Annotated in this window: 23 protein-coding genes and 1 tRNA gene; 14 read left to right on the plus strand and 10 right to left on the minus strand. The window is 62.7% G+C overall.

Going from position 1 to position 25262, the window contains the following annotated elements:
- Positions 1–220 precede the first annotated feature (220 nt).
- The 5 genes from SO180_RS18070 to SO180_RS18090 form a co-directional block, all read right to left on the minus strand.
- On the minus strand, positions 221–1531 hold the full coding sequence (locus SO180_RS18070; RefSeq protein WP_449380192.1) for a hypothetical protein: 1311 nt from the start codon (positions 1529–1531) through the stop codon (positions 221–223).
- Between the two features lie 245 nt (positions 1532–1776).
- Positions 1777–2028, minus strand: coding sequence for an exodeoxyribonuclease VII small subunit (locus SO180_RS18075; protein WP_027526545.1), 252 nt, complete (start codon positions 2026–2028; stop codon positions 1777–1779).
- 72 nt (positions 2029–2100) lie between these two features.
- Positions 2101–3030, minus strand: a complete 930-nt coding sequence (locus SO180_RS18080) for a histone deacetylase family protein (RefSeq protein ID WP_027526546.1) — start codon at positions 3028–3030, stop codon at positions 2101–2103.
- 133 nt (positions 3031–3163) lie between these two features.
- Positions 3164–4831: a bifunctional metallophosphatase/5'-nucleotidase gene (locus SO180_RS18085; RefSeq protein ID WP_449380193.1), complete on the minus strand. Its 1668-nt coding sequence runs from the start codon at positions 4829–4831 to the stop codon at positions 3164–3166.
- Between the two features lie 92 nt (positions 4832–4923).
- Positions 4924–5685, minus strand: coding sequence for an enoyl-CoA hydratase-related protein (locus SO180_RS18090; protein WP_449380194.1), 762 nt, complete (start codon positions 5683–5685; stop codon positions 4924–4926).
- A gap of 249 nt (positions 5686–5934) precedes the next feature.
- Here SO180_RS18090 and SO180_RS18095 point away from each other — a divergent pair, with 249 nt between their 5' ends.
- On the plus strand, positions 5935–7161 hold the full coding sequence (locus SO180_RS18095) for an MFS transporter (protein ID WP_449380195.1): 1227 nt from the start codon (positions 5935–5937) through the stop codon (positions 7159–7161).
- Positions 7162–7421: 260 nt separating this feature from the next.
- On the opposite strand, the gene SO180_RS18100 is transcribed toward SO180_RS18095, so the two are convergent.
- The gene (locus SO180_RS18100) at positions 7422–9200 is read right to left on the minus strand and encodes an acyl-CoA dehydrogenase family protein (protein WP_449380196.1); all 1779 of its coding nucleotides are present in this window, start codon (positions 9198–9200) and stop codon (positions 7422–7424) included.
- Positions 9201–9451: 251 nt separating this feature from the next.
- Here SO180_RS18100 and SO180_RS18105 point away from each other — a divergent pair.
- Positions 9452–9526 (plus strand) — tRNA-Gln (locus tag SO180_RS18105).
- Between the two features lie 7 nt (positions 9527–9533).
- Here the strand turns inward: SO180_RS18105 and SO180_RS18110 are convergent.
- Positions 9534–10148, minus strand: coding sequence for a hypothetical protein (locus SO180_RS18110; protein ID WP_449380197.1), 615 nt, complete (start codon positions 10146–10148; stop codon positions 9534–9536).
- A 48-nt stretch (positions 10149–10196) separates the two neighbouring features.
- Between SO180_RS18110 and dinB the strand changes: the two genes are divergently transcribed.
- The 3 genes from dinB to SO180_RS18125 all read left to right on the plus strand — a co-directional run bounded on the left by dinB (position 10197) and on the right by SO180_RS18125 (position 13860).
- Complete coding sequence (gene dinB / locus SO180_RS18115) at positions 10197–11444, plus strand: DNA polymerase IV (protein WP_449380198.1); 1248 nt, start codon at positions 10197–10199, stop codon at positions 11442–11444.
- Between the two features lie 183 nt (positions 11445–11627).
- The gene (locus tag SO180_RS18120) at positions 11628–12425 is read left to right on the plus strand and encodes a MetQ/NlpA family ABC transporter substrate-binding protein (RefSeq protein ID WP_449380199.1); all 798 of its coding nucleotides are present in this window, start codon (positions 11628–11630) and stop codon (positions 12423–12425) included.
- Positions 12426–12864: 439 nt separating this feature from the next.
- On the plus strand, positions 12865–13860 hold the full coding sequence (locus SO180_RS18125) for a SphA family protein (RefSeq protein WP_449380200.1): 996 nt from the start codon (positions 12865–12867) through the stop codon (positions 13858–13860).
- A 54-nt stretch (positions 13861–13914) separates the two neighbouring features.
- Here the strand turns inward: SO180_RS18125 and SO180_RS18130 are convergent, their stop codons facing one another.
- On the minus strand, positions 13915–14928 hold the full coding sequence (locus SO180_RS18130) for a LysR family transcriptional regulator (protein WP_449380201.1): 1014 nt from the start codon (positions 14926–14928) through the stop codon (positions 13915–13917).
- A 60-nt stretch (positions 14929–14988) separates the two neighbouring features.
- Here SO180_RS18130 and SO180_RS18135 point away from each other — a divergent pair, with 60 nt between their 5' ends.
- The 7 genes from SO180_RS18135 to SO180_RS18165 all read left to right on the plus strand — a co-directional run bounded on the left by SO180_RS18135 (position 14989) and on the right by SO180_RS18165 (position 21775).
- The gene (locus SO180_RS18135; RefSeq protein ID WP_449380259.1) at positions 14989–16146 is read left to right on the plus strand and encodes an alpha/beta hydrolase family protein; all 1158 of its coding nucleotides are present in this window, start codon (positions 14989–14991) and stop codon (positions 16144–16146) included.
- Positions 16147–16171: 25 nt separating this feature from the next.
- Positions 16172–17125, plus strand: coding sequence for a VOC family protein (locus SO180_RS18140; protein WP_449380202.1), 954 nt, complete (start codon positions 16172–16174; stop codon positions 17123–17125).
- Positions 17109–17474 carry a Rieske (2Fe-2S) protein gene (locus SO180_RS18145; protein ID WP_449380203.1) on the plus strand — a complete coding sequence of 122 codons (366 nt, stop codon included), beginning with the start codon at positions 17109–17111 and terminating at the stop codon, positions 17472–17474. The genes SO180_RS18140 and SO180_RS18145 overlap by 17 nt, the downstream gene beginning before the upstream one ends.
- 43 nt (positions 17475–17517) lie before the next feature.
- Positions 17518–18648 (plus strand): FAD-dependent oxidoreductase, encoded by a 1131-nt coding sequence (locus tag SO180_RS18150; protein ID WP_449380204.1) that lies wholly within the window; start codon positions 17518–17520, stop codon positions 18646–18648.
- A 34-nt stretch (positions 18649–18682) separates the two neighbouring features.
- On the plus strand, positions 18683–19846 hold the full coding sequence (locus SO180_RS18155; RefSeq protein WP_449380205.1) for an MFS transporter: 1164 nt from the start codon (positions 18683–18685) through the stop codon (positions 19844–19846).
- Between the two features lie 117 nt (positions 19847–19963).
- Complete coding sequence (locus SO180_RS18160; protein WP_449380206.1) at positions 19964–20962, plus strand: fumarylacetoacetate hydrolase family protein; 999 nt, start codon at positions 19964–19966, stop codon at positions 20960–20962.
- A gap of 42 nt (positions 20963–21004) precedes the next feature.
- Positions 21005–21775 (plus strand): cyclase family protein, encoded by a 771-nt coding sequence (locus tag SO180_RS18165; RefSeq protein ID WP_449380207.1) that lies wholly within the window; start codon positions 21005–21007, stop codon positions 21773–21775.
- Between the two features lie 475 nt (positions 21776–22250).
- Here SO180_RS18165 and SO180_RS18170 read toward each other — a convergent pair whose 3' ends face one another.
- Entirely contained in the window at positions 22251–22448 is a 198-nt protein-coding gene (locus SO180_RS18170; RefSeq protein WP_449380208.1) for a hypothetical protein, read from the minus strand.
- Between the two features lie 89 nt (positions 22449–22537).
- Here SO180_RS18170 and SO180_RS18175 point away from each other — a divergent pair, with 89 nt between their 5' ends.
- Positions 22538–22870 (plus strand): hypothetical protein, encoded by a 333-nt coding sequence (locus tag SO180_RS18175; RefSeq protein WP_449380209.1) that lies wholly within the window; start codon positions 22538–22540, stop codon positions 22868–22870.
- Between the two features lie 130 nt (positions 22871–23000).
- On the opposite strand, the gene SO180_RS18180 is transcribed toward SO180_RS18175, so the two are convergent.
- Positions 23001–23888: a VOC family protein gene (locus tag SO180_RS18180; protein ID WP_449380210.1), complete on the minus strand. Its 888-nt coding sequence runs from the start codon at positions 23886–23888 to the stop codon at positions 23001–23003.
- A gap of 168 nt (positions 23889–24056) precedes the next feature.
- On the opposite strand from SO180_RS18180, the gene SO180_RS18185 reads away from it, so the two are divergent.
- Positions 24057–25244 (plus strand): CaiB/BaiF CoA transferase family protein, encoded by a 1188-nt coding sequence (locus tag SO180_RS18185; protein ID WP_449380211.1) that lies wholly within the window; start codon positions 24057–24059, stop codon positions 25242–25244.
- Positions 25245–25262 lie beyond the last annotated feature (18 nt).

Raw genomic sequence — 25262 nt, forward strand, 5'->3', positions numbered from 1 at the left:
TGCGCTCCGGTTCAGTTCAGTGATCTTTGTCACCCAGCTCGGCGTCACCCGTCCCAGCCAATTTCATTAGCGATTTGAAGCGCTTGCCGTCAGCAATACTTGCTCACGAAAGGCTCGCAAATAGCCATAGTCCGCGAAGCTTTACACCAAAGCTGCCGCCAAAGCCAACCCGTAAGGCCCGTGGACAGGGTATGCACTTGCAAGCCTTGGGCCGGTTTGGTTAACCCCGGCTCCGGGCCGGAGGTTCCATTTTGCCGAGTTCCTCGGCAGAAATTTGACCGCGGGGACGGGAACTTTCCAGCTCCAGCCGCCGCCAGGCAAACTCGCGGGCCGGGGCGTCCCCTACCGCAACCGCAAGCGCCGCGTCCGGCATGGCCATCCGTTCCCGCAAGGGAACCGGGCCACACACGATCATGAAGAAGTCGTAGGCGTGCGGCCGCTCATTGGCCATCACGAACTGGAAATGGACGCGGAAGAACTGCCAGCGGAACAATTTGTAGTGCTCCGGTGCGATGATCTCGCGGAAGCGCACCGGTACGATGGCGGCGGGATTGCATCGTGCCGCGCCGACGTCGATGCCGTGGCCCGCGATCGGATCGAACTGGAAGAAGTTCATCACGTCCTTGCGGGCCTGGCAGTCGATCCACTCGACCGAGGGTTCGACCGCGAGCTCGCGCAAGCGGTCGCGGAAATCCTGTGCCGCAGCGTGATAGCCGACGACCGGACAATTGCCGCCGACCGTGAGCAGCATGACGCGGGCGCCGCGCTGTCCGAGCACAGGATCAAGCTTGAGCGCGCGCGCCAGGATCTCGATGGCGAGGAACGAGCCCGAGGAGTGGCCGACCAGCACGATCTCCTCTGCGCGCGTGGTGCGCGCGACCTTGCACAGATGCTCCGCGAAGCGGTCGATGCGCCGGTCCCATTCCGGCTGGCGGCGATGGGCGAATTCCCAGGTCCAGATGTGGTCGCGCAGGAGATAGAGCACATAGGTCCTCTCCTCCGTGTATCTCAGCATGGTGCCGAGCAGCGCCACGAATAGTGCGGCGGCCGCGAGCAGGCTGAAGGGATCTGGGATGCCGAATGCATCCAGCCCTTTGCGGAACAACCATGCGACGCCGGCCGCGCACAGCGCTTGCACGAGCAGCACCAGATAGGGATAGCTGACGAAGGTCGCGAATCGCCAATTCGCCTTGGCGAAGCGCGCGATGGTGCCGCCGAATACGAGCTGGCAGTAGACCCAGAGCGCGGCGAAGACGGTCTTGCGGATCGGCTGGGCGAGGTCGCGCTTGATGTAATCCTCAAAGCGCAGGAAATCGTAGGCCGTGCGGGTCTGCCAGTCGTCAGCGCGGGTCTCGATGCTCCAGGACGCGATCTCGCCTTCGCTCAGATCCTGCGGCCGGCTGATCGTGGTCTTGAGCTGGTAGAGCCGGTCGAACTTGCGCAGCTCGGTGCGGAACATGCGATAATATCGCGCGAGCCCGCGCGGATCGTAGCCCTGCACATAGATGATATGGCGGTTCTGAACGCGCACTGACTCTGTGATCCCGCAAGCCGGCCTTGGGCCCCGACAGGAGCCCAGCCTCTCCCCGATTGACATGCTTTTTTTTCGACGAAAACCGTCGATATTCGTCCGGACCATTGGTCCGGACCGCATTGTCTGCCCGGGACTATAGCAGTCCGTGGGACAGGCCAAGAGCTATTTGCAGCCTGGCTGCGCGGCCTTCGGGCGCATTCCCTGAATGTTCTGAATGGCTTGGGGTATCGGGGGAAGGATGGCTACTGAACGTCGAGGGGTGCGGTGCCGCTCGCCTGGCCGCTGGCGTCCGTTGTGATCTTGTCAACGCGGGCCTCGGCCTGGCGCAAGAGCTCCTCGCAGCGGCGCTTCAAGGCCTCGCCGCGCTCATAGATCGCCACCGATTCTTCCAGCGGCACCTTGCCCTCCTCGAGCCGCTTCACGATCGTCTCGAGTTCCTCGATCGCGCGCTCAAAGGTCAGCCTGGTGACGTCGATTTGGGTATTTTCGGCCATATCCGTATCCGATTGCCCGCCCTTCGCTAGGTTACGAAGCAATATTTTGCGGGCGCAATGTGGCGGGTGTCGTCAGGCGCCCATCAGGGCGCCGACATGCGCCGTAACAGATTCTTTCAGTCCTTGCAGGTCATAGCCACCTTCGAGCACCGAAACAACGCGCCCGCCCGCGGTCTTGTCGGCGAGGTCCATCAGCTTCCGTGTCACCCAGGCGTAGTCCTCGCCGCGCAGGTTCAGCGAGGCCAGCGGATCGCGGTAATGCGCGTCGAACCCCGCGGAGATGATGAGGAGCTCGGGGCTGAACTTGGTGAGCTGCGGGAGGATCAAATTCTCGAAGGCGTCGCGGAATTCAGGGCCGCCATCCTCGGAGGCGAGCGGCGCGTTGACGATGGTGTCGTGATCGCCGCGCTCGGAGCGCGCGCCCGTGCCTGGAAACAGCGGCATCTGATGGGTCGAGCAGTACATCACGGTCGGATCCGACCAGAAGATGTCCTGTGTGCCGTTGCCGTGGTGCACGTCGAAATCGACGATGGCCGCGCGCTTGATCCCGTATTTGCGCTGCGCGTGGCGCGCCGCGATCGCGACATTGTCGAAGAAGCAGAAGCCCATCGGCTTGCCGATCTCGGCATGATGTCCGGGCGGGCGCACGGCGACGAAGGCGTTGCGATGCTCGCCTGCCATCACAGCCTCGGTGGCGGCGACGGCGCCGCCGACCCCGCGCATGACTGCTTCCCAGGTGCCCGGCGACATCGAGGTGTCGCCGTCGATATAGACTTGGCCGCTGGTCGGCGCGATGTGGCGCAGCTCGGTGACGTAGTGCTCGTTGTGGCAGAGCGTGACGAGGTCGAGATTGCCCTCCGGCGCCTGGTCCCGTACCAGGAACTGGAAGCGTTCGTGCGACAGCGCTTCCTCCACCGCGCGCAGGCGGTCCGGCCGCTCAGGATGGCCCTGCGGCGTAACGTGGTCGAGGCAGGCCTTGTGGGAGAGAAGAAGCGTGCTCATCAGGTCGGGCTCACTGCGAACGGGCTTTTGACCTCGCTTGGCGCATCCGGCGCCAAAAGGCAATGCAAAACGCAATGTAGGCGTTTGGCCTGGAATGGCAAAGGTGGTCCCGTTCCGGGCCGTTTGATCTGGATCAATTGACGCGCAGGATGCGGCTCAGTGGCAGCGGGCCGATCGGGCCGTGCGTCCTGAAGAAGGCAAATAGCGCATCTGCATCGTAGCCGCCATATTGCGGCGAGGCGCCTTGCTTGGCGGCGGTAAAGCCGTCGCCGCCGACGGCGAGATAGTCGTTGAGGGTGACGCGGTAGCTCGAGGCCGGATCCATCGGCTTGCCGTCGAGCGTCATCTTGTCGGCCATCACGCGCTCACCGAACGGCTTCGAGGCGTCCCAGACGTAGCTGAAGCCGTTCGACACCTGGAGGATCCGCGGACGCTTCGGATCGAGCCATTGCTGCTCCAGCATCTCCTTGAGCTGGCTGCCCGTGAGCGTCAGGGTGACGAGGCGGTTGCGGAACGGCTGGCTCGCGAACACGTCGCCAAAGGACACCGCGCCGTTCTCCTTCGGCACGATGTCGGTGCGGATGCCGCCGGGATTGGTGACGGCGATGAGGGCGCCGCCGTCCTTCGCATCCTTCGTCGCCGCCAATTGCGCATCGGCGATGACGTCACCGAGCGCGCTCTCGCCGGCGTCGTTGGGCACGCGCGAGAGCGTCTGTGTCACCGATCCCGCCGGACGGTTGGCGATGGGGGAAGCGAGCTTGTCGTAGGCCTCGATCAGCGCGGTCTGATCGGGATCCTTGGCGAGCGAGGCGTTCGCGACGATCACGTTCTCGGCTTTCGCGCTGACGATGTCGCGCGTGGCGGAATCGAGCGTGACGTCGATCGCCGTGACGAGCGTGCCGTATTTGTCGCCGCTGGTGACGAGCCGGCCGTCGATGTTGCAGACATAGGCACGGTGGGTGTGGCCGCTGACGACGACGTCGACCGCGCGGTCGAATTTCTTGACGATGTCGACGATCGGCCCTGAAATGCCCGGGCATTCATTGTAGTCGCCGGTCGGCTCGCCGCCTTCGTGGATCAGGACCACGATCGCCTCGACGCCGCGCGCCCTCAGTTGCGGAACGAGCGCATTCACCGTCTCGGCCTCGTCGCGGAATTCGAGCCCGGCAATGCCCTTTGGCGAGACGATACCGGCGGTGCCCTTGAGCGTCAGCCCGATGAAGGCGACGGGGATGCCGTCGAACTCCCTGATCTCATAGGGCGGCAGGATGCTCTTGCCGGTCGCGGTCTCGATGGTGGAGGCCGCCAGATAATGGAATTTGGCACCCGTGAAGGGATGCGGCCCCTGGCATCCGTCCTCCGGATGGCAGCCGCCGTTCTGCATCCTGAGCAGCTCGGCCTTTCCCTCGTCGAACTCGTGATTGCCGACCGAGGTGATCGCAAGCCCCATCATCGACAGCGACTCGACCGACGGCTCGTCGTGAAACATCGCCGACAAAAACGGGCTCGCCCCGATGAGGTCTCCGGCCGCGACGAAGATCGTGTTCTTGCGGCCCTCGCGAAGCTGCCTGACCAGCGTCGCCATGTATTCGGCGCCGCCCGCCGCGACCGTCACCTTCTTCGTCTTGTCCTCGGGATCGCCGATGCGGATGCCGCCCGGCGGCGGCCTTAGATTGCCGTGGAAGTCGTTGATCGCGAGGATGCGCAGTTCGACCGATGCCGAGCCCTGGGCAAGAACGGGCAGGGCGCAGCCGAGCGCGAAGGCGAGAGTGGCTGGGATCAGGCGAAGCAGATGTCGCATGGAACGAGCCTAGACGTTCCGCGGGAAGATTTCACGAAGCTTGTTGCTCTCTTCCTTCTCTCATTGCGGAGGAGGTGGCAGCTTGCGCTCCTCTAATGCCTCTTTCTCGCGAAGAATGCCCTGAACGAAGCGATCGCTTCCTTCGAGCGTATTCGCTCGCCGAAGAGATGACTTTCCTGGTCGATGCGGCGTGTCAGCTCCTCCGGCGGCAGGCGCAGCAATTTGCGCGAGATCGCGACCGCATCTGCCGGCAGTCTGCAAATCTCCCGCCCCACCTTCTTGGCTTCCGCCTCGGTATGTCCGGGCGAGACCACGACATTGACGAATCCCGCCGACCGGGCGTCCTCTGCGTCGAAGGTCCGCCCCATCACCAGCATTGCGAACGCGCGCTGATAGCCCATGGTGCGCGGCATCAAGAGGGTGGACGCGCCCTCCGGGATCAGTCCGAGCGGGACGAACGGCGTCCTGAAGGTCGCAGCGGTCGATGCGAGCACATAGTCGCAATGGAACAGCATGGTCGTGCCGATGCCGATCGCAACGCCGTCGACGGCAGCGATGATCGGCTTCACATTGTGGGCGAGCGAATAGAGCAGCTTGATGGAGTTGGAGGCTCGCGGCGTCTCGGGGCTCGCCGTGGCATCGGCCAGGAACTCCTCGAGGTCGTTGCCGGCGCTGAACGCGCCGGAGCCGCCGGTGATGATGAGGCAACGGATGTCCGGGTTGTTCTGTGCCGTGTCGATCGCCTGGCCGATGTCGCGGTACATGGCTTGCGTGACTGCGTTCCTCTTGTCCGGCCGGCGCAGCGTGATCACGCGCATCGCGCCTTCATGCGTCACAACGATCTGGCCGGCCATGCTTCCCAGTCCCCAATAGCGGCCCACAGCACCGTTGCCGCTAGCCCATCGTTTTGCTGTCAGCCTACATCATCTTGCGGAGTTGCCAAACCTGGGGTTGCCGTTTTCAACGGGGCTGTGCATGCCACCGCCGGCGTCGCACAGGCGAGGCGAGTATTGCAACAAAAAGTTACACTGACCTTATTGAAAAACCGGGAGTTGTGCGACAGGATCGGCCCCGTTTCGCTCTCATTGGCCGATTGCCCATCGATGATTGCAGCAAAGATCGTTGACGAATCCTCGCTGCACTATCGCGGCTGGCGGGTCGTCTTCGGTTGTTTCCTGATCGCCTTCTTCATGTTCGGCTTCGGCCTTTACGGTCAGGGCATTTATCTCGCAGAGCTTCAGCGCGTTCATGGCTGGCCGAGCGCGTTGATCTCGACGGCCAGCACCTTCTCGTTCCTGCTCACCTCCGCTCTCGTCATCTTCACCGATGACATCATGGTGCGAATCGGTCCGCGCGCGCTTTCGCTGTGCGGCCTGTCTGCGCTTGGCGCCTCGACGATCATGTTCGGATTGATGACGGCACCCTGGGAGCTCTATCTCGCCTATGCCCTGATGTCGGTGGGCTGGACCGGAATGGGCACGGTCGTGATCGCGACGGTCCTCAACGCCTGGTTTGACCGACGTCGCGGGCTTGCGCTCAGTCTCGCGTTCAACGGCGCCACCTGCGGCGGCATCGTGCTGGCGCCGCTGCTGCTGTTCATGACGGGCCTCGTCGGCTTCGCGCGCGCGATGCTGGCCGCAACGACGGTGATGGTTGTCGTGCTGGTGCCGGTGATCGTGTCCCTGATCGACCGGCCGAAGGGCGGAACGCAGGCGCCCCCAGCATCGTCCCAGGCGGCAGGCCAGGACACGCTTCCCGCGCCGTCACGAAGGGCACTGCTCCGCGATTCCGGCTTCTGGACCATGGTGGTGCCAATCGCGATTGCGATTCTCGCGCAAGTGGGTTTCATCGTCCACCAGGTTCCGTTCCTCGAGCCGCTGATCGGGCGCTCGGCGGCGGGGCTCGCGCTTACCATCATGGCGAGCATGGCCGTCGTCGGCCGCCTGTCGCTCGGCCTGTTCGTGGACCGGATCGATCCGCGTCTGGCGAGCTCGGTGTCGATGGTGAGCCAGGCGCTGGCGCTTCTCGTGCTGCTGCAATCGTCGCAGGCGAGCGTGATGCTGGCGGCCTGCGCCGTCTACGGCTTCTCGATCGGGAACATGATCACGTTCCCACCCCTGATCATTCAGCGCGAGATCGGCCATGCCGCATTTGGTGCCGCCATGGGATTGGGCACGTCGATCAGCGGCGTCATCAGCGCGTTCGGCCCGGGCCTCATCGGGTTCGTGCGCAGCCTGACCGGCGATTACACGGCAGCGCTGACGCTATGCCTGCTGCTCAATCTCGTCGCGGCGGCAGCGGTTTTGGTGCGGCCTAAGCCGGCGCGGTAGTCAATGGCGATGCGGTGCGGCTGCGTCCTGCGTTACTCACCACACTCTCACTGTCATCGCCCGCCTTGTGCGCGCTTGCGCACTGGGGCGGGCGATCCAGTATTCCAGGGGCTGTGCGAGGATACGGAGAAGCTGCGGCGTACCGGATTCCCCGCTTGCCGCCTACGCTAAAGCTTCGGCGAGCCAAGACCTCACGCCCCGGCGAAGCCTTGGCGTAGCCGGGTCGCGGGGAATGACAGCAGTGATGTGGACGCAGCCACCTACCTCAGCAACACCGCGTCCGCCGCCGCGACCGACTCCGCGCTCTCCGTCACGGTGCGCTCCAGCGAACTCGCCTGCACGGTGATGTTCTCTGCAAAGAAACGGGCGAGCGAGACGTAGCGGGGCGCATCGACGTTGCCCTCGCTCTTGGCCGCGAGCGCCTCGCTTGCCAGCATGCAGCCGCCGAGCGTCGCACCGAACTGCTGGAGATAAGGCGTGGCACCGGCGAGCGCGTCGTTCGGCGCCTCGGCAAGGCGCTCCAAGAGCCACTTGCTGGTGCGCTTGAGCGCGTCCAGCGCCTCGCGCAATTTGACGCCGGTGGTGCCGAAGGCGGGATCGTTGGAGGCCTCGACCTGCTTGATGATGCCGGAGAGCTCGCCGAGCAGCGCCCAGACGGCGGTACCGCCGTTGGCCGCGAGCTTGCGCGTGACGAGGTCGATCGCCTGGATGCCGTTGGTGCCTTCATAGATCGCGGTGATGCGCGCGTCGCGATAGTGCTGGGCCGCGCCGGTCTCCTCGATGAAACCCATGCCGCCGTGCACCTGTACGCCGAGATAGGCGACCTCGTTGCCGACGTCGGTCGAATAGGCCTTTGCGATCGGCGTCAGCAGCGCCGCGCGCGCCGCGGCCTCGACCCGCACGCCGGGATCTTTGGCGCGCGTCGAGACGTCGATCGCGACTGCCGTCGCATAGCAGATGGTGCGTGCGGCCGCGGTCTGTGCGCGCATTCGCATCAGCATGCGCTTGACGTCAGGATGCACGAAGATCGCGTCCGAGCCGTCGCCCTTCTTGCCGAGGGCGCGACCCTGCCTGCGCTCCTGCGCGTAGGCGAGAGCCTGCTGATAGGCACGGTCGGCGACGCCGACGCCCTCGAGGCCGACGCCGAGACGGGCCTGGTTCATCATGGTGAACATGCAGCGCATGCCCTGGTTTTCTTCGCCGATCAGAAAGCCGATTGCACCGCCATGATCGCCCATGGTCATGGTGCAGGTGGGGGAGGCGTGCATGCCGAGCTTATGCTCGACGCCGGATGCATAGACGTCGTTGCGCGCGCCGAGCGAGCCGTCGGCATTGACCATGAACTTTGGAACAAGGAACAGAGAAATTCCCTTGGTGCCGGCGGGCGCGTCGGGAAGGCGAGCGAGCACGAAATGCACGATGTTGTCGGTCATGTCGTGCTCGCCATAGGTGATGAAGATCTTCGTCCCCTTGATGCGATAGGTGCCGTCGGCATGCCGCTCGGCGCGGGCGCGCAGCGCGCCGACGTCGGAGCCGGCCTGCGGCTCGGTGAGCTGCATCGTGCCGGTCCATTCGCCGGTGACGAGTTTTTCCAGATAGATCTGCTTCAACTCGTCGCTGCCATGCGCCTCCAGCGCCTCGATCGCCGAGGCCGTGAGCAGCGGGCAGAGGCCGAAGGCGACGTTCGAGGCGCTCCAGATCTCGGTGCAGGCCGCGTTGATCGCGATCGGCAGGCCCTGGCCGCCGAAGGCTTCCGGTCCCGAGACCGCGTTCCAGCCGCCATCCGTCCAGCGCTTATAGGCATCCGGCCAGCCGGGCGCGGTCGTGACCTTGCCGTCGTCGAGCTTGATGCCGTTCTCGTCGCCGACGCGGTTGAGCGGCGCAAGCACGTCGGTCGCGAACTTGCCGGCTTCCTCCAGTACGGCTTGGGCGATGTCGGCGTCGAAATCGCCGTAATGGCCGGCCTCCACGGCGGCCTTGAGGCCCGCGCCGTGGTTGAGCGATAGCAGCATGTCGTTGATCGGCGCGCGGTAGGTCATGGCGTGCTCCCGGAAACCTCGTTGGCGCCGTATTCCCACGAAACCGCGGAGGTCTCAATGGCCGGGAGGGCCAAGTTTCGTGCCTGGGAGGCCAGCCAGGCGCGGGCGGGGCGCTGACGTCGGAGGGGCGTGCAAACTGCGCCCGCGGTCGGCGAATTTACGCGCCGAGGCGGTTGAAATGCTCGCTTTCTCTCTATAGACCGGCGGAGCAAACGGGAATCTGCGGTAGCCATTCCCGTGACAAGCGCCGTTGGGGCGTAGCCAAGCGGTAAGGCAGCGGATTTTGATTCCGCCATTCGGAGGTTCGATCCCTCCCGCCCCAGCCAGTTGATGTTACTCGGCAATCGTACGTCGTTCTGGCCCTTCATTCTGAACGCGATTCCGCTGCTCATTCTGAACATATGTCGCTGTTTCGTTCGCCAGCCTGTGCGCGTGCCGCTTGCGGGTGGCGGCCAGCATTCGCTTTTCGGTGCGCTTGGCATAGTCGATATACTGCTGCGTGCGATGTGCCGACAGCGCGCGCCCTTGTCCGTCGGTCAGTTCGGCCTCCTCCAGCTCGGTCATGCGGCCGTGCCGGCAGGCGTCGAAGGTGAAGTCCGCCGGCAATTCGAGTTTCGCACGCATGCGCTGCACCTTGTGCTGCACGGTGAAGGCGAACTGCTTCGACTTTCCTTCCTCAACCGCACGCAGGACCATGGAGATACCGCGGCGGGGAAGGTGGGAAAGGATCTCCTTGCCGCGAGGATGGAGCACCTTTCGGCCGAGCGCCTCGCGGCATGGCGCATCCGTTTCTCCTGTTCGCCCGGTGATGTCTTGGGTGCTGTGAACGCCAGACGCGGATGACAAACTGATCGGCCACCACTCAACGCAGAAAACGGCAGATGAGGTGCGTCGTGACTCCGCGGCAACGGTGCAAGTCGATGCAGATCCCGGCTTGACACCTGCCATGCGTGTTCTCATTATGTTCTCAGGGAATTTCTTCAGGCGAACGGTCGGATGGCAAGGACAGCAACCATCCTCCACGCTGATCTGGACGCGTTCTACGCCTCGGTTGAGCAGTTGCTTGTGCCTTCGTTGCGCGGCAAGCCCATCGCGGTCGGCGGTGGGGTTGTACTTGCAGCTTCCTATGAAGCCAGGGCTTTTGGGGTCTGCGGCGGCATGCCTGGACGGCAAGCGCGTGAGCTCTGTCCGCACCTCACTTTTGTCAGTGGACATTTCAAGGATTACCAACGACTGGGTGATGCTGCGATCAAGGTGATCGGCGATTTCACGCCCCTCGTCGAGCGGATCTCCATTGACGAGGCCTTTGCCGACGTAGCGGGCTGCACCCATCTCTTCGGTTCGCCAGCCGAAATCGCTACTGCAATCCGCGAGCGCGTGCGCACCGAGCTTGGTCTTCCGATCTCAGTAGGGGTTGCGCGCACCAAGCATCTGGCGAAAATTGCCTCGCAGGTTGCCAAGCCCGACGGACTCGCGATCGTCGATCCTGAAACGGAGCTGGAATTCCTTCACAACCTGCCCGTCGAACTGATGTGGGGCGTTGGACCGGTCACGAAGGCGCGGCTGGCCAGGATCGGTGTGCTGACGATCGGGCAGCTGGCAAAGACACCGGGATGGTCGCTCGAGCGGTTGCTCGGTTCTGCGGCGGGCGAGAAACTCGCAGCGCTGGCGTGGAATCGCGATCCGCGGCAGCTCAGGCCTCACCGAAGGGCCCAATCGGCAGGAGCGCAATCGGCGATTGGCAGAAAGCCGGCAGAAGCGCGAGTTATTCGACCTATCCTGCTTCACCTCGCAGATCGCATCGCAACGCGGCTTCGCGCAAAGTCCAGGCCTGGCCGAACCGTGACGGTCCGCGTTCGCTTCGCCAACCTGAACTCGGTCACGCGCTCCTTGACCCTCGACGCGCCGATCTCCGCGACGATGATCCTCGCTGAGCTCGCCGAGGAGCTGGTGCGCGCGATCCTTGCAGACCACCCGCACGAGAACACCATCTCGTTGCTGGCGATCTCCGTGTCGCATCTTGAGGAGAACTGGGACCTCGAGCTGGAGCTCCCGCTTGGACTTGAAGATGAAGCGCGCCGCCCCGGCGCCAGGATCGGCATGGCACGTTGGGCGGCTGACTGCGCCGTCGACAAGATCCGCGATCGCTTCGGTTGGGATGCAATCGGATACGGCTCGGCAGCGTTGGGTATTTCTCGTTCCGTGCCCGACGAGTTTCGCAAACTCGCCGAAAGGGACCTGTAACCCCCGCGCTCCTGCCGAGTGAGTTTGTTTTCAATTCGACGAACGGCCGGAAAGAAACGAATTACGAAGCGACGACGATGCAGCACGCGCATCGCTATTTTCTGGACCCGCTCGACAGTCGAGGAATCCGATCGCATCATTTTCGTCGACAAGCGTGGTTGAATTGGAACGGGACTTGAGACAATGAAGATCTTCTTTCGTATCGCGCAGACCGTGGGCCTCTGGCTCGGCCTCACGGGAGCCACCTTCGCCGACGAGCCCTTGAAGATCGCAACCAGCGCTGGCCCGGTCGCGCAATTGGCGTCCTTTGCCGCCAAGCTCGCCAAGGAGAAGGGGCAGGACGTCAAGATCGTCGAGCTTTCGGACTGGGTGGCGCTGAACGAGGTCGTCAACAGCGGCGACGTCGATGCCAATCTGTTTCAGCATGCGACCTATCTCGCGCTCCAGAACAAGCAGCGCGGCTTCAGTCTGGTGCAGGTCGACAAGGTCGGCGTGATCGCGCCGGTCGGGTTGTTCTCGAAGAAGATCAAGAAGCTCGATGAGATCAAGTCCGGTGATAGCGTCGCCATTCCCAACGAGCCCCTCAACGGCGCTCGCGGATTGATCCTGTTGGAGCGGGCGGGGCTGATCAAGCTGACGCCGGGCAAGGGCTTTTCGGTCAGCAAGTTCGACATCATCGACAATCCGAAGAATCTCAAGATCGTCGAGCTGGACCCGGCGCAGACCTATCGATCGCTCGACGACGTGACGCTGGCGCTCGTCAACATCACCTACCTCATACCCGCCGGCGGCGATCCCAAATCAGCACTGATTATCGACCGCACCGTCGACGACGGGCTCGTGCTGCGCTTCACGGCACGGCCGGACAAGAAGGATGATCCGCGCCTGAGAGCCTTCATCCAGGTGTTCAATTCACCCGAGGTGAAGCGGTTCATCGAAGAGAAGTTGCCGGCGTTCATACCGGCCGGGTTCGGCAGCTAGAGCCCGATGCGGCGGCGCCGGCTTCGCGAAACCGCCGCCGCCGCACCGGGGCCAACCCTATCCGGCGGATGATCGCGGCAAGTCGCGGCGCAAGAACTCGGAATATACGCTGCAGTTGACCCGCTCTTCGGCTGCGAATTCTCATGCCAATATTCATCGGCGCTGACCGCCGATACTTCCCGCCTGTCCGGTCGCGGGAGGCGAGTGCACGGCGGCGCCGCAGACGCGAGTGGGCGTCTCAGTGCGACGACCTCTCCCCATCTATAGATTTTGCGAATACCTGGGATCATAAGGATCAATTTTACCGATGGTTTGCCCCGACCAATAATACGCCAGTCGATCCCGACGGAATCGTCGGCAGGTCGGTCCAATGATGGGGACGTCAGTCGGCGCGTTACGCTTGCGAAGCGTTGCAATGCGCCGATTGCTTGGGGGAAACATGAACAGGCTACAGAAGATTTCTGCAGCGTCGCTGCTGCTTGTGTGCGCATCTGGCGGGGCCGCGGTCGCTGCCGAGAATGGTGTGCTGAACTATCCGCCGGGAGCGCCCGGCGTTTTCATCGGGACGTTTCCGCCCATTCCCGGAATCTTCATGCTCAGCCAAACCAACTATTCGAGTGGTGACGGACTCTATGATGGTCACGGCAACAAGCTTCCGATTCCGTTCGCCGTTTCCTCGATCTCCGAAACGGCCCGCATTCTCGTAAGCTACCCGACCGAATTCCTGGGCGCTCACGTCTACACGCAGTTCGTGCTGCCGTTCGTGCACGTGCAGAGCTCAAATCCGGGCGGCAAGTTTTCTGCGGACGGTTTCGCCGGGCTGACGATATCTCCTGTGATCATGCAGTGGCATCTCAGCCAATACCAGAGTCTCACACTCGGGTTGGACATCGCGACGAACACCGGCACCTATTCGCCCTGGGCCGGGTTGAATGTCGGCACCAACTACAACACGATCATGCCGACACTGGCGTATCGCTATTTTGATCCGAAGGGGGTCGAGATCGGCATTTCGCCCCGCTTGATGTTCAACGATGCCAACACCGCGTCGCCCAACGTGTTCACCCGTACTCTGCAAAACTATCGGAGTGGCGATGCATTCAATGTTGACTTCAACGTCGGATACAATTTCGGTCCATGGAAGGCCAGCGTCGTGGGCGCCTATACCCAGCAGTTCACCGACGACACAGTAAACGGCGTGAAGGCGTTTAATGCGGCCGGCGTGCAGGACGGCAACCGGCTGCGGACTTTTGCAGCGGGCCCGTCGCTGACCTATGACGCCGGCAAATTCCAGGTGAACGTCAACTACCAGCACACCTTCCTTGTTGAGAATGGGACCAAGTCGGAGTCCGTTTGGGCGAACATCGCCTTTCCGATCTGGGTACCGGCTCCGCCCCCAGGATCTGGTCCCCCAGGCTCTCCCGTCAGGCATTGAACTGGCGAGCTCGCGGCCGGCATCCTTGACGACAAGGCTCTGCCGGCCTCTTCTTTAATCGAGTGTCTTTGCAGCCAGCTTGATCGTCTTTAGGAGCCAGGCTAGGCCGGCATCGTTTGACCTGTATCTGTGCCATTGCACGGATTGATTCATCTGGGGCAACTGGAACGGCAGTTCGAGAATCTTGATCGGCAATCTGCGAAGCGCCTCCTTGGCGAGACGGCGATGAATAGTCGCGATGCGATTGGTTCCGGCAACAAGTCCCGCCATCGAGCTGAAGCTGTAGGTGATGACGTCAATGCGCCGTTCAATGCCGAGCCTGGTGAGAAAGACTGTTTCGAGCGACTGCATGCCCTCGGAAGGTTGCATCACGACGTGTGGTGCGCTTGAGAAATCTTTCATCGTGAGCTTGCCTTTCGCGTAGCGCCCTTTGGTCCACGCGACGGCACAGAAATCGTCCTGTAGCACCTTCTCGAATGGATGGTTCTCCGAGCAGAATTCGCGCGGGATGATAAGGAGGTCGACCGCGCCTTGCTCGAGCAGTCGGTCCGGCGCAGCTACCTGATTGAGGAAGTTGAACTTCACGTCGGGCGCCGTACGCTCGCAGGAAGCGAGCAGCGCCGGCGCAAGCGTCGCCAGCGTGTAGTCGGAAGCCAATATTGTGAACCGGCGGTTAGATTGGGCCGGATCGAATTGCGAGGTCGCGGCAACCGTCCATTCGATCCGGACGAGTAGGTCGCGTACCGAGTCCTTGAGCGCCTCGGCCCTCGGCGTTAGCTCCATCTTCCGTCCGATCTTTGCGAGCAACTCGTCTCCAAAATAATCCCGCAGGCGCTGTAGGGCGCTGCTCATTGCGGATTGGGTGACATTCATTCGCGCTGCGGCGCCGCTGACGCTTCGCAGATGCAGCAGATGGTCCAGTGCAATCAGAAGATTGAGGTCGAGCCTGTTGTTGAAGCGCATTATCCTTCCTCCCGATCCATCATTTTTATCAATACCAACGATGTAAACAATCGATTTTTGAAACGGTAAGAGAGGTATTAGACACAGGCCAGAGGGAGCGCTCACCGGCTGACCAATGCAGACAGCGGCGGCCGAAGCATGCTCGAGATCGACCTGGGATTTCGAATGTTCAAATACTTTCCGAAGAACTACGTCTGGAATCTCTCCGTCGATCTCGCGATTGAGATGGGAGCACGGATCGGCGAGATCGAGGAGATGTGCGCGCCGCTGCAAGAGGCGTCGTCGCAGCCCGACGCCGCAGGCGTGCAGGCGTTCCGCGAGACGTGGTCAGCAATGGCGGATAAGCTGTGTACGCTTGCTGCCGAGGACGAGGCGCAAGGGCGGTTTTTCTCCGCGGGCGAGAAGTACAATCGCGCCGCCATCTATCTGATCACCTGCGAGCGGCTGCAGGCGCATGGCGCGCCCGGGCGCCTTGAACTCTACCAGCGCTTTCTCGATGTGTTCGCCCGCGGCGTGACACTCGCTCAGGAAAATTGCGAGCGCGTGGAAATTCCCTATGAGAACGCGCATATCACCGGCCTCCTGGTGCGGGCCGAAGGATCGGCCGGACCTGCGCCATTGCTCGTGCAGGTCAACGGTCTCGATTCGACGAAGGAGATGAAGTACCGCGTCGGATTGCCGGGCTGGCTTGCCAAACGCGGCGTATCGTCGCTCGTCATTGACCAGCCGGGTTCGGGCGAAGCTCTTCGATTGCACGGAATGACGGCGCGCTACGACAGCGAGCACTGGGCAAGCCGCGTGTTCGATTGGCTGGAGACGCGAAGCGATGTCGATGCCAAGCGAATCGGCCTCGAAGGCGTGTCGCTCGGCGGCTACTTCTGCCCGCGCGCAGTGGCGTTCGAGCCGCGTTTTGCCTGCGGCGTTGCCTGGGGTGCCAACCACGACTGGCGCGACGTGCAGAAGAAGCGGCTGCAGAAGGAAGGCAGCTTTCCGGTGCCGCACTACTGGGCCCACGTCCGCTGGGTCTGGGGCGCCAGGGATCAGGATGAGTTCCTGAAGATCGCAGAGAATGTCCATCTTGACGGCATCCTGAACCGCATCGAGGTGCCTTTCCTCGTCACGCATGGCGCCAACGATTCCCAGATTCCATTGCAGTGGGCGCATCGCACCTACGACCAGCTCGTCAACAGCCGCAAGCGCGAGTTGAGGATCTTCACCGAGCGCGAGGGCGGTTCTCAGCACTCGAGCTTCGACAACAGCATCAACGCTGGCCACTACATCGCCGATTGGGTCGCGGAGACCCTCGGCGGGCGCGTTGCGTGATCGCGGATAGGACTGGAGAAGAACAATGAAAATCGTCGGATTGGACAGCGTCGTCTTCGGCGTCGATGACGTCGCGGGCGCTGCGCGGTTTCTCACCGATTACGGCCTGACGCCGGTGAACGTTTCGGAGAACGGCGGACGTTTCGAGGCCATCGACGGCACGTCGGTGGTGATTGCGCACGAGGGCAATCCGCGGCTGCCCGCGCCACCTACACCGGGGTGCCGCTTGCGGAAGACCGTGATGGGCGTGGCCGACACTGCGACATTGCAGGCGATCGCGGCCGAGTTGCGCCGCGATCGCGAGGTTCGCCAGTTCGACGACGGCTCGATCGAATCGATCGACGACGCGAATTTCGTTATTGGCTTCCAGGTCTCGGTCCGTCGGACCTTCACGCTGGCAGGCGAAATTTCGAATGCTCCCGGCGGGATCATGTTCCGTCCGATCAACAGTCTTGGTGTGCCATCGCCTGGCTCGGTCATCCGCCCGCGGTCGCTCTCCCACGTGGTGTATTTCGTTCCCGACGTCCTGAAGGCCGAGGCGTTCTACGTCAATCGCCTCGGCTTCCGCTGCACCGACCGCTTCACCGGCACCGGTCCGTTCCTGCAGCCGGGCGGAAGTCTCGATCATCACACGCACTTTCTGATGGCCGCTCCGCCGCACATGCACGGGCTGGAGCACTTCACCTTTCATTTTGGTGGTCCGACCGAGATGATCGCCAACGGCTATCGGTTCGTCGAAAAGGGCTATCAGGCTTTCTGGGGACCAGGCCGTCATATGCTGGGCTCGAACTGGTTCTGGTATTTCAACAGCCCGTTTGCCTGTCACATCGAGATGGATGCGGACATGGACCAGCACGATGCGAGCTGGACGCCGCGCGAGACGGCGGCATCGGCGGACAATTCACAAACCTTCCTGCTGAAGATGCGGAAGAAGTGGTCTCCAGGTCCTGGAATTCACGAGAATGGCGACTACGCCTGAAACGGATTTGGAAGGTTGGATTCGGCTGTGCCGGTCGGAGGAGATCGGTGAAGGGCAATCACGCGGCTTCGATCTCGGAGATGAGGACCAGGACACGATATTCGTCGTTCGTTGTCGTGGAGCCCTGCATGCGTGGCGCAATGCCTGTCCGCATGTCGATGGCGCACCAATGGCCTGGCGCAGGGACGCGTATTTGAATGCCGATGGCACGCGCATCGTGTGCCACGCGCACGGGGCTCAATTCATGCCCGATACCGGTCTCTGCGTTCAGGGGCCGTGTCTCGGCAAGCGGCTGATACCGGTAGGGTTCGTCACCGACGCAGATGGCGGACTGTTCGTGAAGATATGAGATGGCGCCTCAAAGAGGCGCGCGCTCGGGGGGAAAGAGCAGCATGGCGGTGGTCAACAGGGTTCTAACTATCGGCGGCGGGTTTTCCGGCATGGCCGCGTCGATCCAGATGCGCAAGGCCGGCATCAGCGTCGATCTCGTCGAACTCGATGCGAACTGGCGACCGGAGGGGGCCGGCATCTCCGTCAGCGGCCCGACGCTGCGTGCGCTCGAGACGATCGGCGTGTATGACGAGTTCGCCAAGCGGGGATTTACCGCCGACGGGGTCGATCTCTTCACGCCAACCGGCCACAAGGTCGGGGAGATTCCAACGCCAAAGGTCGCGGGCTCCGACGTTCCCGGCGGCGGTGGAATCATGCGCCCGGAGCTCGGTCGCATCCTGGCCGATGCAACACGCGCCAGCGGTGTCTCCGTTCGCGTCGGATGCACCTATAAACGGCTCGAACAGGCTGGCGACCATGTCACCGTTGCTTTCACCGACGGGACGACAGGGACATATGATCTCGTCGTCGTTGCTGACGGCGTTCATTCGAGGACCCGTGAATTGCTATTCCCGGACGTGAAGCCGCCGCAATATGTGGGGCAGGGCGTCTGGCGTGCTGTCCTGCCGCGCCCCTCGGACATCGTGCGCCCGCGGATGTGGCTGGGAGGGCCTGTGAAGGTCGGCGTCAATCCGGTCTCGCAAACCCACATGTACATGTTCATCACCGAGGCGCGGCCGGACAAGCTTCAAGTCGATGCGGCGAGCCGGCCGCAGCTGGTTGCCGATCTCATCGCGCCCTTCGCCGACCCCGTTCTGGTGGCGTGTCGTTCCGACCTTTTCGCGCCAGACGCCGCGATCGATTATCGTCCGCTCTCGAATCTGCTCGTGCCAGCGCCGTGGAATCGCGGCCGCGTGATCCTGATCGGCGATACGGTTGCCGCAACGACGCCGCATCTGGCATCCGGCGCGGGCATCGGCATCGAGAGCGGCATCGTTCTCGCGGAAGAGCTGATGCGGGCCTCGACGCTCCAGGAGGCGTTCGACGGCTTCCATGGTCGCCGTTGGGATCGCTGCCGGATGGTGATCGAGAATTCCGAACGGTTGTGTCGCATCGAGATGGAAAATGGCGACAAGGCCGAGCACGCCGGGATCATGCGTGAGTCGGTGGCGGCCCTGACACAGCCGATCTGAAAAGAACGATACCAACGATCAACGGGAGGAGCAGATGAAATCAACAACGGAAACATGGTCGGGTCGAATTCCCCTGATGGTGGCGCATTGCGCCGGCATGGTGGATCTCGTCGCGTTGCCGGTCTGGGTCGGGACCCTCATCGAACGTTACAAGTTCACTCCTCAACAGGCTGGCGGACTTGCCACCTTGTTCCTCCTGGGAGCCGTGCTCAGCAGCGCATTCTTCGCGCCGCGGTTCAACCGGCTCAATGCGCGCGTTGCGGCAGTTGTCGGCTTCGGGATCGCGAGCGCGGCCTTCCTGGTCGCCAGCAGGATGTCCGACTTTGCGCCGCTCGCTGGTCTGCACGCCGTGGCCGGCGCCGCGGCCGCCTGCGGACTGAGCTTCACCCACGGCACAATCGCCCGCAGCGCCAATCCGCATCGATTGTTCGCGATCGTAGGCATGGCGCTCGGCGTCTTCGCGATCGTGTTCCTCGGCGTCACGCCCAATCTCGTCGCTAGCCTTGGCGGGTTTGCGCTGTTTGTTGCCTTCGCGGCGATCATGGCCATCGCTGCGCTCTTCGCCGCGATCTCGTTTCCGACCGGAGGTGCCCAGCGTGCGGACGACATTGTTGCCGCTGTGAGCCATCTCGGGCGAGCTGTCTGGTTCGGCATCGCCGGCATCAGCTGTATGGCACTGACGCAGGCGATGATGTTCAGCTTCATCGAGCGCATCGGTATCGATCGTGGTTTTGGGACCCAAGCGGTTACAGGCGTCCTGATCGCCCTCGGCTTCGTCAACCTGCTTCCCGCTCCGCTCGCTGCATTGCTGGAGAGACGGTTGCCGGCGAAGACCGTGCTGCTTGCCGGGCCGGTTTGCCAGGCCGTGATTGCGGTTGCGGTCACGTTCGGTGCGGGATTCGTCGCCTATGCAGCTCCCACCGTGCTGTTCGCTGCGGTCATGATATTCACCCACACCTTCGCGTTCGGGCTGCTGTCCCGTCTCGATCCCACGGCTCGCGCGCTTGCGGGAACGCCGGCAATGTTGATGATCGGCGCAGCCGTTGGCCCAATTCTTGGCGGTACGCTCGTCCAGCTCTTCGGCTATCCGGCACTTGGCCTGTGTGCGGTCGTCATCTCGACCGTCGCGGTCCTGTTGTTCTCGAAGGTGTTTGCTTCGGCGGCTCGGCCCGTGCCAGGTTCGCTTGAAATCGCCTGATCCCAGCGCGGTACAAATCACGCATGGGCCAATCGGAGCGGCAAGCCGGGGCCGCATGTTGTTCGTACTTGTGGACGGAAGGTTCGGCCCGGAAGTCAATTTGGAGAGGAAGGGCCCATGAGGTTTGCAACCTACGACGATGGGAGCATCGACGGTCGTCTGGTCGTCGTGTCGAAGGACGGGACGCGGGCGGTCGAGGCGAGCGGTGTCGCGCCGAGCCTTCTCGCCGCGCTGCGCGTCTGGTCGCAGGTCGAGACACCTCTGCGCAGCCTTGCGGACCAGCTCGAGAGTGGAAAGGTCGAGGGTGAGCTCGTTTTCGATCCCGCCCGCTGCCTCGCACCGCTCCCGCGCGCGCCGCAATGGTGCGACGGTTCGGCCTTCCTCAATCACGGCTGGCTGATGGACGTTGCGCTCAAGAAGGCGCCGATTCCCGATTTCGAGACCATCCCCGTCATGTATCAGGGGGCCAGCGATGATTTTCTCGGACCGCACGCAGACGTTCCCTTCGTGTCGGAAGCCGATGGTATCGATTTCGAGGGTGAGTTCGGCGTCATCGTCGACGAGGTCGCGATGGCGACGCCGGCAACTCAGGCCGGCGAGCGTATCCGCCTGCTTGTTCAGATCAACGATTGGAGCCTGCGCGCGCTCGCTGCGCGCGAGGTGCGAACCGGATTTGGATTCTTGCAGTCGAAACCATCGACCGCCTTCGCGCCGCTCGCCGTGACACCGGACGAATTTGGCGACGCCTGGCGCGATGGCCGGCTCGACATGGCTCTTCACGTCTCGCTCAACGGAACACGGGTTGGCTCCGCCTCCGGCCGCGAAATGACATTCTCCTTCCCGCAATTGATCGCCCATGCGGCAAAGACCCGTCGTCTGACGGCGGGCACGATCATCGGATCGGGGACGGTCTCCAACGCGGACCGCGCCGCCGGGTCGAGTTGTCTTGCCGAGGTGAGAGCCATCGAAACGATCGATCACGGTGCGCCACGAACATCGTTCCTGAAATTCGGCGATCGCGTGACCATGCAGGCCCGCTTTGCCGATGGTCGCGAGGGGCCGTTCGGATTTGTCGATCAGACGGCGGTCCAGTCAACGCCGCTCGAGATGATCTGAAAACGTAAGTTCATGCGGATCCTCTAGAGAGAGAAGCTCACCATGACGATGCGCTTTGTCGATATCTCCGTGCCGCTCCAGGTCGGGATCAAGTCCGATCCGCCGGGCCTCGAACCGCACATCCAGTATTTCGGTCACAAGGACGCGCTGCACGAGGTCGAGGCCATGATGGGGCTGACGCCCGATCAATTGCCGGATGGCGAAGCATGGGCGTTCGAGCGAGTGCAGATGAGCACCCATAACGGGACCCATCTCGATGCGCCCTGGCACTATCATTCGACCATGAACCGCGGACAGCCCGCGGCCACGATCGATCAGATCCCGCTCGACTGGTGCTTTAGGCCGGGTGTGAAACTGGACTTTCGGGACAAGCCCGACGGCCACGTCTGTACGGCTGCGGATGTCGAGGCCGAACTCGCGCGCATCGGGCATACGCTTCAACCGCTGGACATCGTCCTCGTCAACACCGCGGCGGGCACACGCTATGGACATGACGACTATGTCGGTCGCGGCTGCGGCATGGGACGAGAATCCACGCTTTACCTGCTCGAACGTGGGGTCCGTATCACTGGAACCGACGCATGGAGCTGGGACGCCCCGTTCGGTTTCACACGGCAGAGGATTGCCGAAACCGGCAACAGCGCGCTGTTCTGGGAAGGGCACAAGGCCGGGCGTGAGATCGGCTATTGCCATCTCGAGAAGCTGCACAACCTTGAAGCCCTGCCTGACTACGGCTTCACGGTATGCTGCTTTCCGGTCAAGGTCGAACGCGCATCCGCAGGTTGGACACGGGCTGTCGCGATCATCGGTTGACGGTCAAGGCAATCCGCCTACCTGGCGCGGCGGTCGCAGAGGGCCGAGTGACGTTCGTTGCGTTCGCACGAAAGGGCCCGGCGATAGCGAGGCCTGCAGACGCCCGCTGCGAGCAGACATGATACGATCTGATCGGACTAGGTTGGGCGTCGGAGCCCGGGAGAATTGATCCACTCGTCTATGTGGGCTGCCGTGTCGGCTTGGCTGGCCTTTCTCTGAAGCTCCTCTTTCTCCTTGCCGGCCGGCATCGTTTTCGCGTGCTCACGACTCTCCTGCGCGACTTTCGAGAGCTCGTCTTGAAGAGAGACTGTCTGCCCAAAAACGTATCGCATGACGCTGCTCCGGCGTGCGGATGGCGAATTCGCGACTTTCGAATTTACGGGTGACGTGATGCTCGTCGAGGACGAGTTTCTACCCTCTCGCTCGCGAACGCCAGTTCTTTTTTGACCCACTTCAAAAGAGATCGACTCAAGAATCAGTCAGAAGTGATGTCGCGATGTTCGATGTCCCGCTGAAGCCTCGCTTGAAATTGTTGGTCAATGGGCGCGGCCCGTCGCTTGGGTTCGTAGCGCTCCACCAGCTTCAAAAGACGCCTTTTGATAAAGGGATCAGCCTGCTCTGCGAGATCACGCAATATCGTCGCGCGCTGCTTGTTAAATTCGTCGTCCAACATCGTCGTCCCCGTACAGAAAAAAAGATATTTGCAATTGGGTCAGTATAGCGCCTCATTGTTCTTGAGGAAGGCCCAAACGGGAATCTTGCTTGATTAGCTCGCAAGTGTGGCAATCGTGTTCGGCTGTTTTGTCGAGAGATTCCACCAGAGATGGCGCCACGTCGTCGAGTTTCGACGAATCGGCAGCGAATCTCGTCAGCGACGTCTGCAGTCCCATCGCGCGTGACGGCTACTTCCTCAACAATATTCCCACCGTCCGCGCCATTCGCCTCACCGATCCGGCGTGGCGGCCCAGTTCGTCGGCGATCTTCGATGCGCCAATTCCCTGCCGCGCGAGCCTGAGCAATCGCCGGACTTCCTGCTCGGTCCATTGCTTTGGCTTCGGTGTTTTCATGGCGCTGCGCTCGACAGGCACCAGTTAACCAGTGAGCCAAGTGGCCAACACTTGGGAAATTTACGGGTGGCCTCCGCGCTTGGACATCATCCTTCTGATGATGCAATCGAAGGAGCGGAGCACGAGCCGGCCTTTGCCAAGCGCAATCCCTGTTGCTCCTATCCGTCGTATTGATCCGGCCCCATCGCCCAGGATGATTGATCGTGGCCGAACGCGTAGTTGCGGTTGGTGATCGCCGGGTTGCGATTGACCATCGGCCGCATGAACATTGGATGGGTCGCGCTGCGCACCTCGTGCTCGACCGTGAAGAGATGCTTGCCACTGTCGAGATCGACGATGTCGCAAAACCGGTACTGGTATTGATTGTCCTCGCGGGAGATCAGCTTGCGCGCCGACAGCCTTCGGTAAGGGCCGGAGAAATCGGTGATGTACATTTGCACATGATGGCCGTCATAGTCGGCCTGGGGGCGATCGGTCTCGCGGAACAGGAGATGCTGGCCGCGGCCCGTCTTCACCGCGGCAACCTGGCCGTCACCGTTCCGCAAGCTGGCGGGCATGCCCATGATCTCGGGATAGAAGGCGCAAATCGCCGGCGCGGTTCCGAGCGGCACCTCGAATTCGACGTAGGGGATGCCGAGCGCGATGCGCCCAAAGCGCGCCGCGTCCGGTTCATGGCAGCGTAGGCGATTGCCCCACGGACAGGTCGCCTCGACGTAGTCGTTGTGCTCTGCGAACGCGAACGCCGTGCCCTCGAGCTTGCTGGCGACCGATGCCAATCGCGCCAGCAGCGCCTCGCGGCCCGCAATGACCAGTCCGACGTGACCGCGCAGCACCTGCGGCCGGCCGCTCGGCAAGTGAAACTGGCTTTGACCGGCATTGATCCACATGTTGGTGTCGGACACCATCAGATAGGGGTCGCGGGTGAGCCCGAGCCCCGTGACGTAAAACAAGGTCGCGAGGCGCTGATCGGGGACCTGGACGTTGACGTGCTCGAGATGGATCGCGTTGCCGAGATCTTCGGCGGATCGGTCGAATTGTTGGGGCATGGATGCGGCTCTGGAAACGATGACGGACTGGCCATACTAGAGCAGAATTTCCGTCAGCCGAAACTGTCAGCCGATCACATCTGCGGGCAAAGTAGCATGCTCGTTGCCACCTTGCCGTGGCAGCCAGTCCCTGTAATCTGGCAAAAACATAGATAAGGGAAGGCATCGATGGGGGGAGTTCTGGAGGGCGTGCGCGTCCTCGACTTCGGACGCTATATCGCGGGACCGTATTGCGCGACATTGCTGGCCGAATTCGGCGCCGAGGTCATTCGCGTGGAAAAGCGCGACGGCAGCGAGGATCGCTTCGTGGCACCGGTCGGCGAAGGCGGTGAAGGCGCGCTGTTTCTGCAGATCAACCGCAACAAGAAGTGCATCACGCTCGATCCGATGAAGCCGGAGGGGCACGAGATAATGCGCCGCCTGGTTGCGACCGCGGACGTCGTCGTCGCCAACCTGCCTCCGCAGACCCTGCGCGCGGTGAAGCTCGATTACGACTCGTTGAAGGCGATCAGGCCCGACATCATCCTGACGACGGCAACCGCGTTCGGCGGGCCGGGCCCCTGGTCCGACCGCGTCGGTTTCGACGGTGTCGGGCAGGTCATGTCGGGCTCGGTGTACATGACGGGCGCTGGCGATCCGCCTTACCGGGCCGCGGTGAACTGGGTCGATTTCGGAACTGCGCTGCATTGCGCGTTCGGGACGCTCGCCGCGCTGATCGAGCGCGGCAAATCCGGGCGCGGGCAGATCGTCGAGGGGGCGTTGCTCGCCACCGCGCTGTCCTTCACCAATGCCACGCTGATCGAGCAGGCGGTGATATCAGTCAATCGCGTTCCGACCGGCAATCTCGGCCAGACCGCTGCTCCAGCCGACATCTACCGCACCAAAGACGGCTGGGTGCTGTGCCAGGTCACGGGTCATCCGCTGTTCAAACGCTGGGCGAAGCTGATGGGCGAGGAGGCGAAGTGGCTGAACGATCCGCGCTTTGCCGACGACATCGGCCGCGGCAACAATGGCCCCATCATCAGCGAACGGATGGCACGCTGGTGCGCCGAGCGCACCACGCAGGAGGCTGTCGACACGCTTGGCGGTGCGATGATTCCGGCCGGGCCCGTCCTGAGCCCGCAACAGGCGCTGGATCATCCGCACATCCGTGCTGCCGGCTTCATGCAGGACGTCGATTATCCGGGCTTGCCGAAACGCGCACCGGTCGCACGAGCAGCCGTCCGGCTGTCGGAAACGCCGGGTGAAATCGCGGCGCGACCGCCGACGCTCGGCGAACATACCGATTTCGTCTTGGCCGAACTCGGCTACGACGCGGCTGCGATTGCGGCGCTTCGGCAAGGCGGCATCATCTAGCGGTGTGGCCAGCCGTCG

The sequence above is a fragment of the Bradyrhizobium sp. UFLA05-112 genome (assembly GCF_053572325.1).

What these genes read in the sequence shown, in the direction of transcription:
- SO180_RS18075 (WP_027526545.1), bottom strand. Translation starts at nt 2,028, where the DNA reads ATGGCCGAAAATACCCAAATCGACGTCACCAGGCTGACCTTTGAGCGC.
- SO180_RS18080 (WP_027526546.1), bottom strand. Translation starts at nt 3,030, where the DNA reads ATGAGCACGCTTCTTCTCTCCCACAAGGCCTGCCTCGACCACGTTACG.
- SO180_RS18085 (WP_449380193.1), bottom strand. Translation starts at nt 4,831, where the DNA reads ATGCGACATCTGCTTCGCCTGATCCCAGCCACTCTCGCCTTCGCGCTC.
- SO180_RS18090 (WP_449380194.1), bottom strand. Translation starts at nt 5,685, where the DNA reads ATGGCCGGCCAGATCGTTGTGACGCATGAAGGCGCGATGCGCGTGATC.
- SO180_RS18095 (WP_449380195.1), top strand. Translation starts at nt 5,935, where the DNA reads ATGATTGCAGCAAAGATCGTTGACGAATCCTCGCTGCACTATCGCGGC.
- SO180_RS18100 (WP_449380196.1), bottom strand. Translation starts at nt 9,200, where the DNA reads ATGACCTACCGCGCGCCGATCAACGACATGCTGCTATCGCTCAACCAC.
- SO180_RS18110 (WP_449380197.1), bottom strand. Translation starts at nt 10,148, where the DNA reads ATGGCAGGTGTCAAGCCGGGATCTGCATCGACTTGCACCGTTGCCGCG.
- dinB (WP_449380198.1), top strand. Translation starts at nt 10,197, where the DNA reads ATGGCAAGGACAGCAACCATCCTCCACGCTGATCTGGACGCGTTCTAC.
- SO180_RS18120 (WP_449380199.1), top strand. Translation starts at nt 11,628, where the DNA reads ATGAAGATCTTCTTTCGTATCGCGCAGACCGTGGGCCTCTGGCTCGGC.
- SO180_RS18125 (WP_449380200.1), top strand. Translation starts at nt 12,865, where the DNA reads ATGAACAGGCTACAGAAGATTTCTGCAGCGTCGCTGCTGCTTGTGTGC.
- SO180_RS18135 (WP_449380259.1), top strand. Translation starts at nt 14,989, where the DNA reads ATGTTCAAATACTTTCCGAAGAACTACGTCTGGAATCTCTCCGTCGAT.
- SO180_RS18140 (WP_449380202.1), top strand. Translation starts at nt 16,172, where the DNA reads ATGAAAATCGTCGGATTGGACAGCGTCGTCTTCGGCGTCGATGACGTC.
- SO180_RS18145 (WP_449380203.1), top strand. Translation starts at nt 17,109, where the DNA reads ATGGCGACTACGCCTGAAACGGATTTGGAAGGTTGGATTCGGCTGTGC.
- SO180_RS18150 (WP_449380204.1), top strand. Translation starts at nt 17,518, where the DNA reads ATGGCGGTGGTCAACAGGGTTCTAACTATCGGCGGCGGGTTTTCCGGC.
- SO180_RS18155 (WP_449380205.1), top strand. Translation starts at nt 18,683, where the DNA reads ATGAAATCAACAACGGAAACATGGTCGGGTCGAATTCCCCTGATGGTG.
- SO180_RS18160 (WP_449380206.1), top strand. Translation starts at nt 19,964, where the DNA reads ATGAGGTTTGCAACCTACGACGATGGGAGCATCGACGGTCGTCTGGTC.
- SO180_RS18165 (WP_449380207.1), top strand. Translation starts at nt 21,005, where the DNA reads ATGACGATGCGCTTTGTCGATATCTCCGTGCCGCTCCAGGTCGGGATC.
- SO180_RS18170 (WP_449380208.1), bottom strand. Translation starts at nt 22,448, where the DNA reads ATGTTGGACGACGAATTTAACAAGCAGCGCGCGACGATATTGCGTGAT.
- SO180_RS18180 (WP_449380210.1), bottom strand. Translation starts at nt 23,888, where the DNA reads ATGCCCCAACAATTCGACCGATCCGCCGAAGATCTCGGCAACGCGATC.
- SO180_RS18185 (WP_449380211.1), top strand. Translation starts at nt 24,057, where the DNA reads ATGGGGGGAGTTCTGGAGGGCGTGCGCGTCCTCGACTTCGGACGCTAT.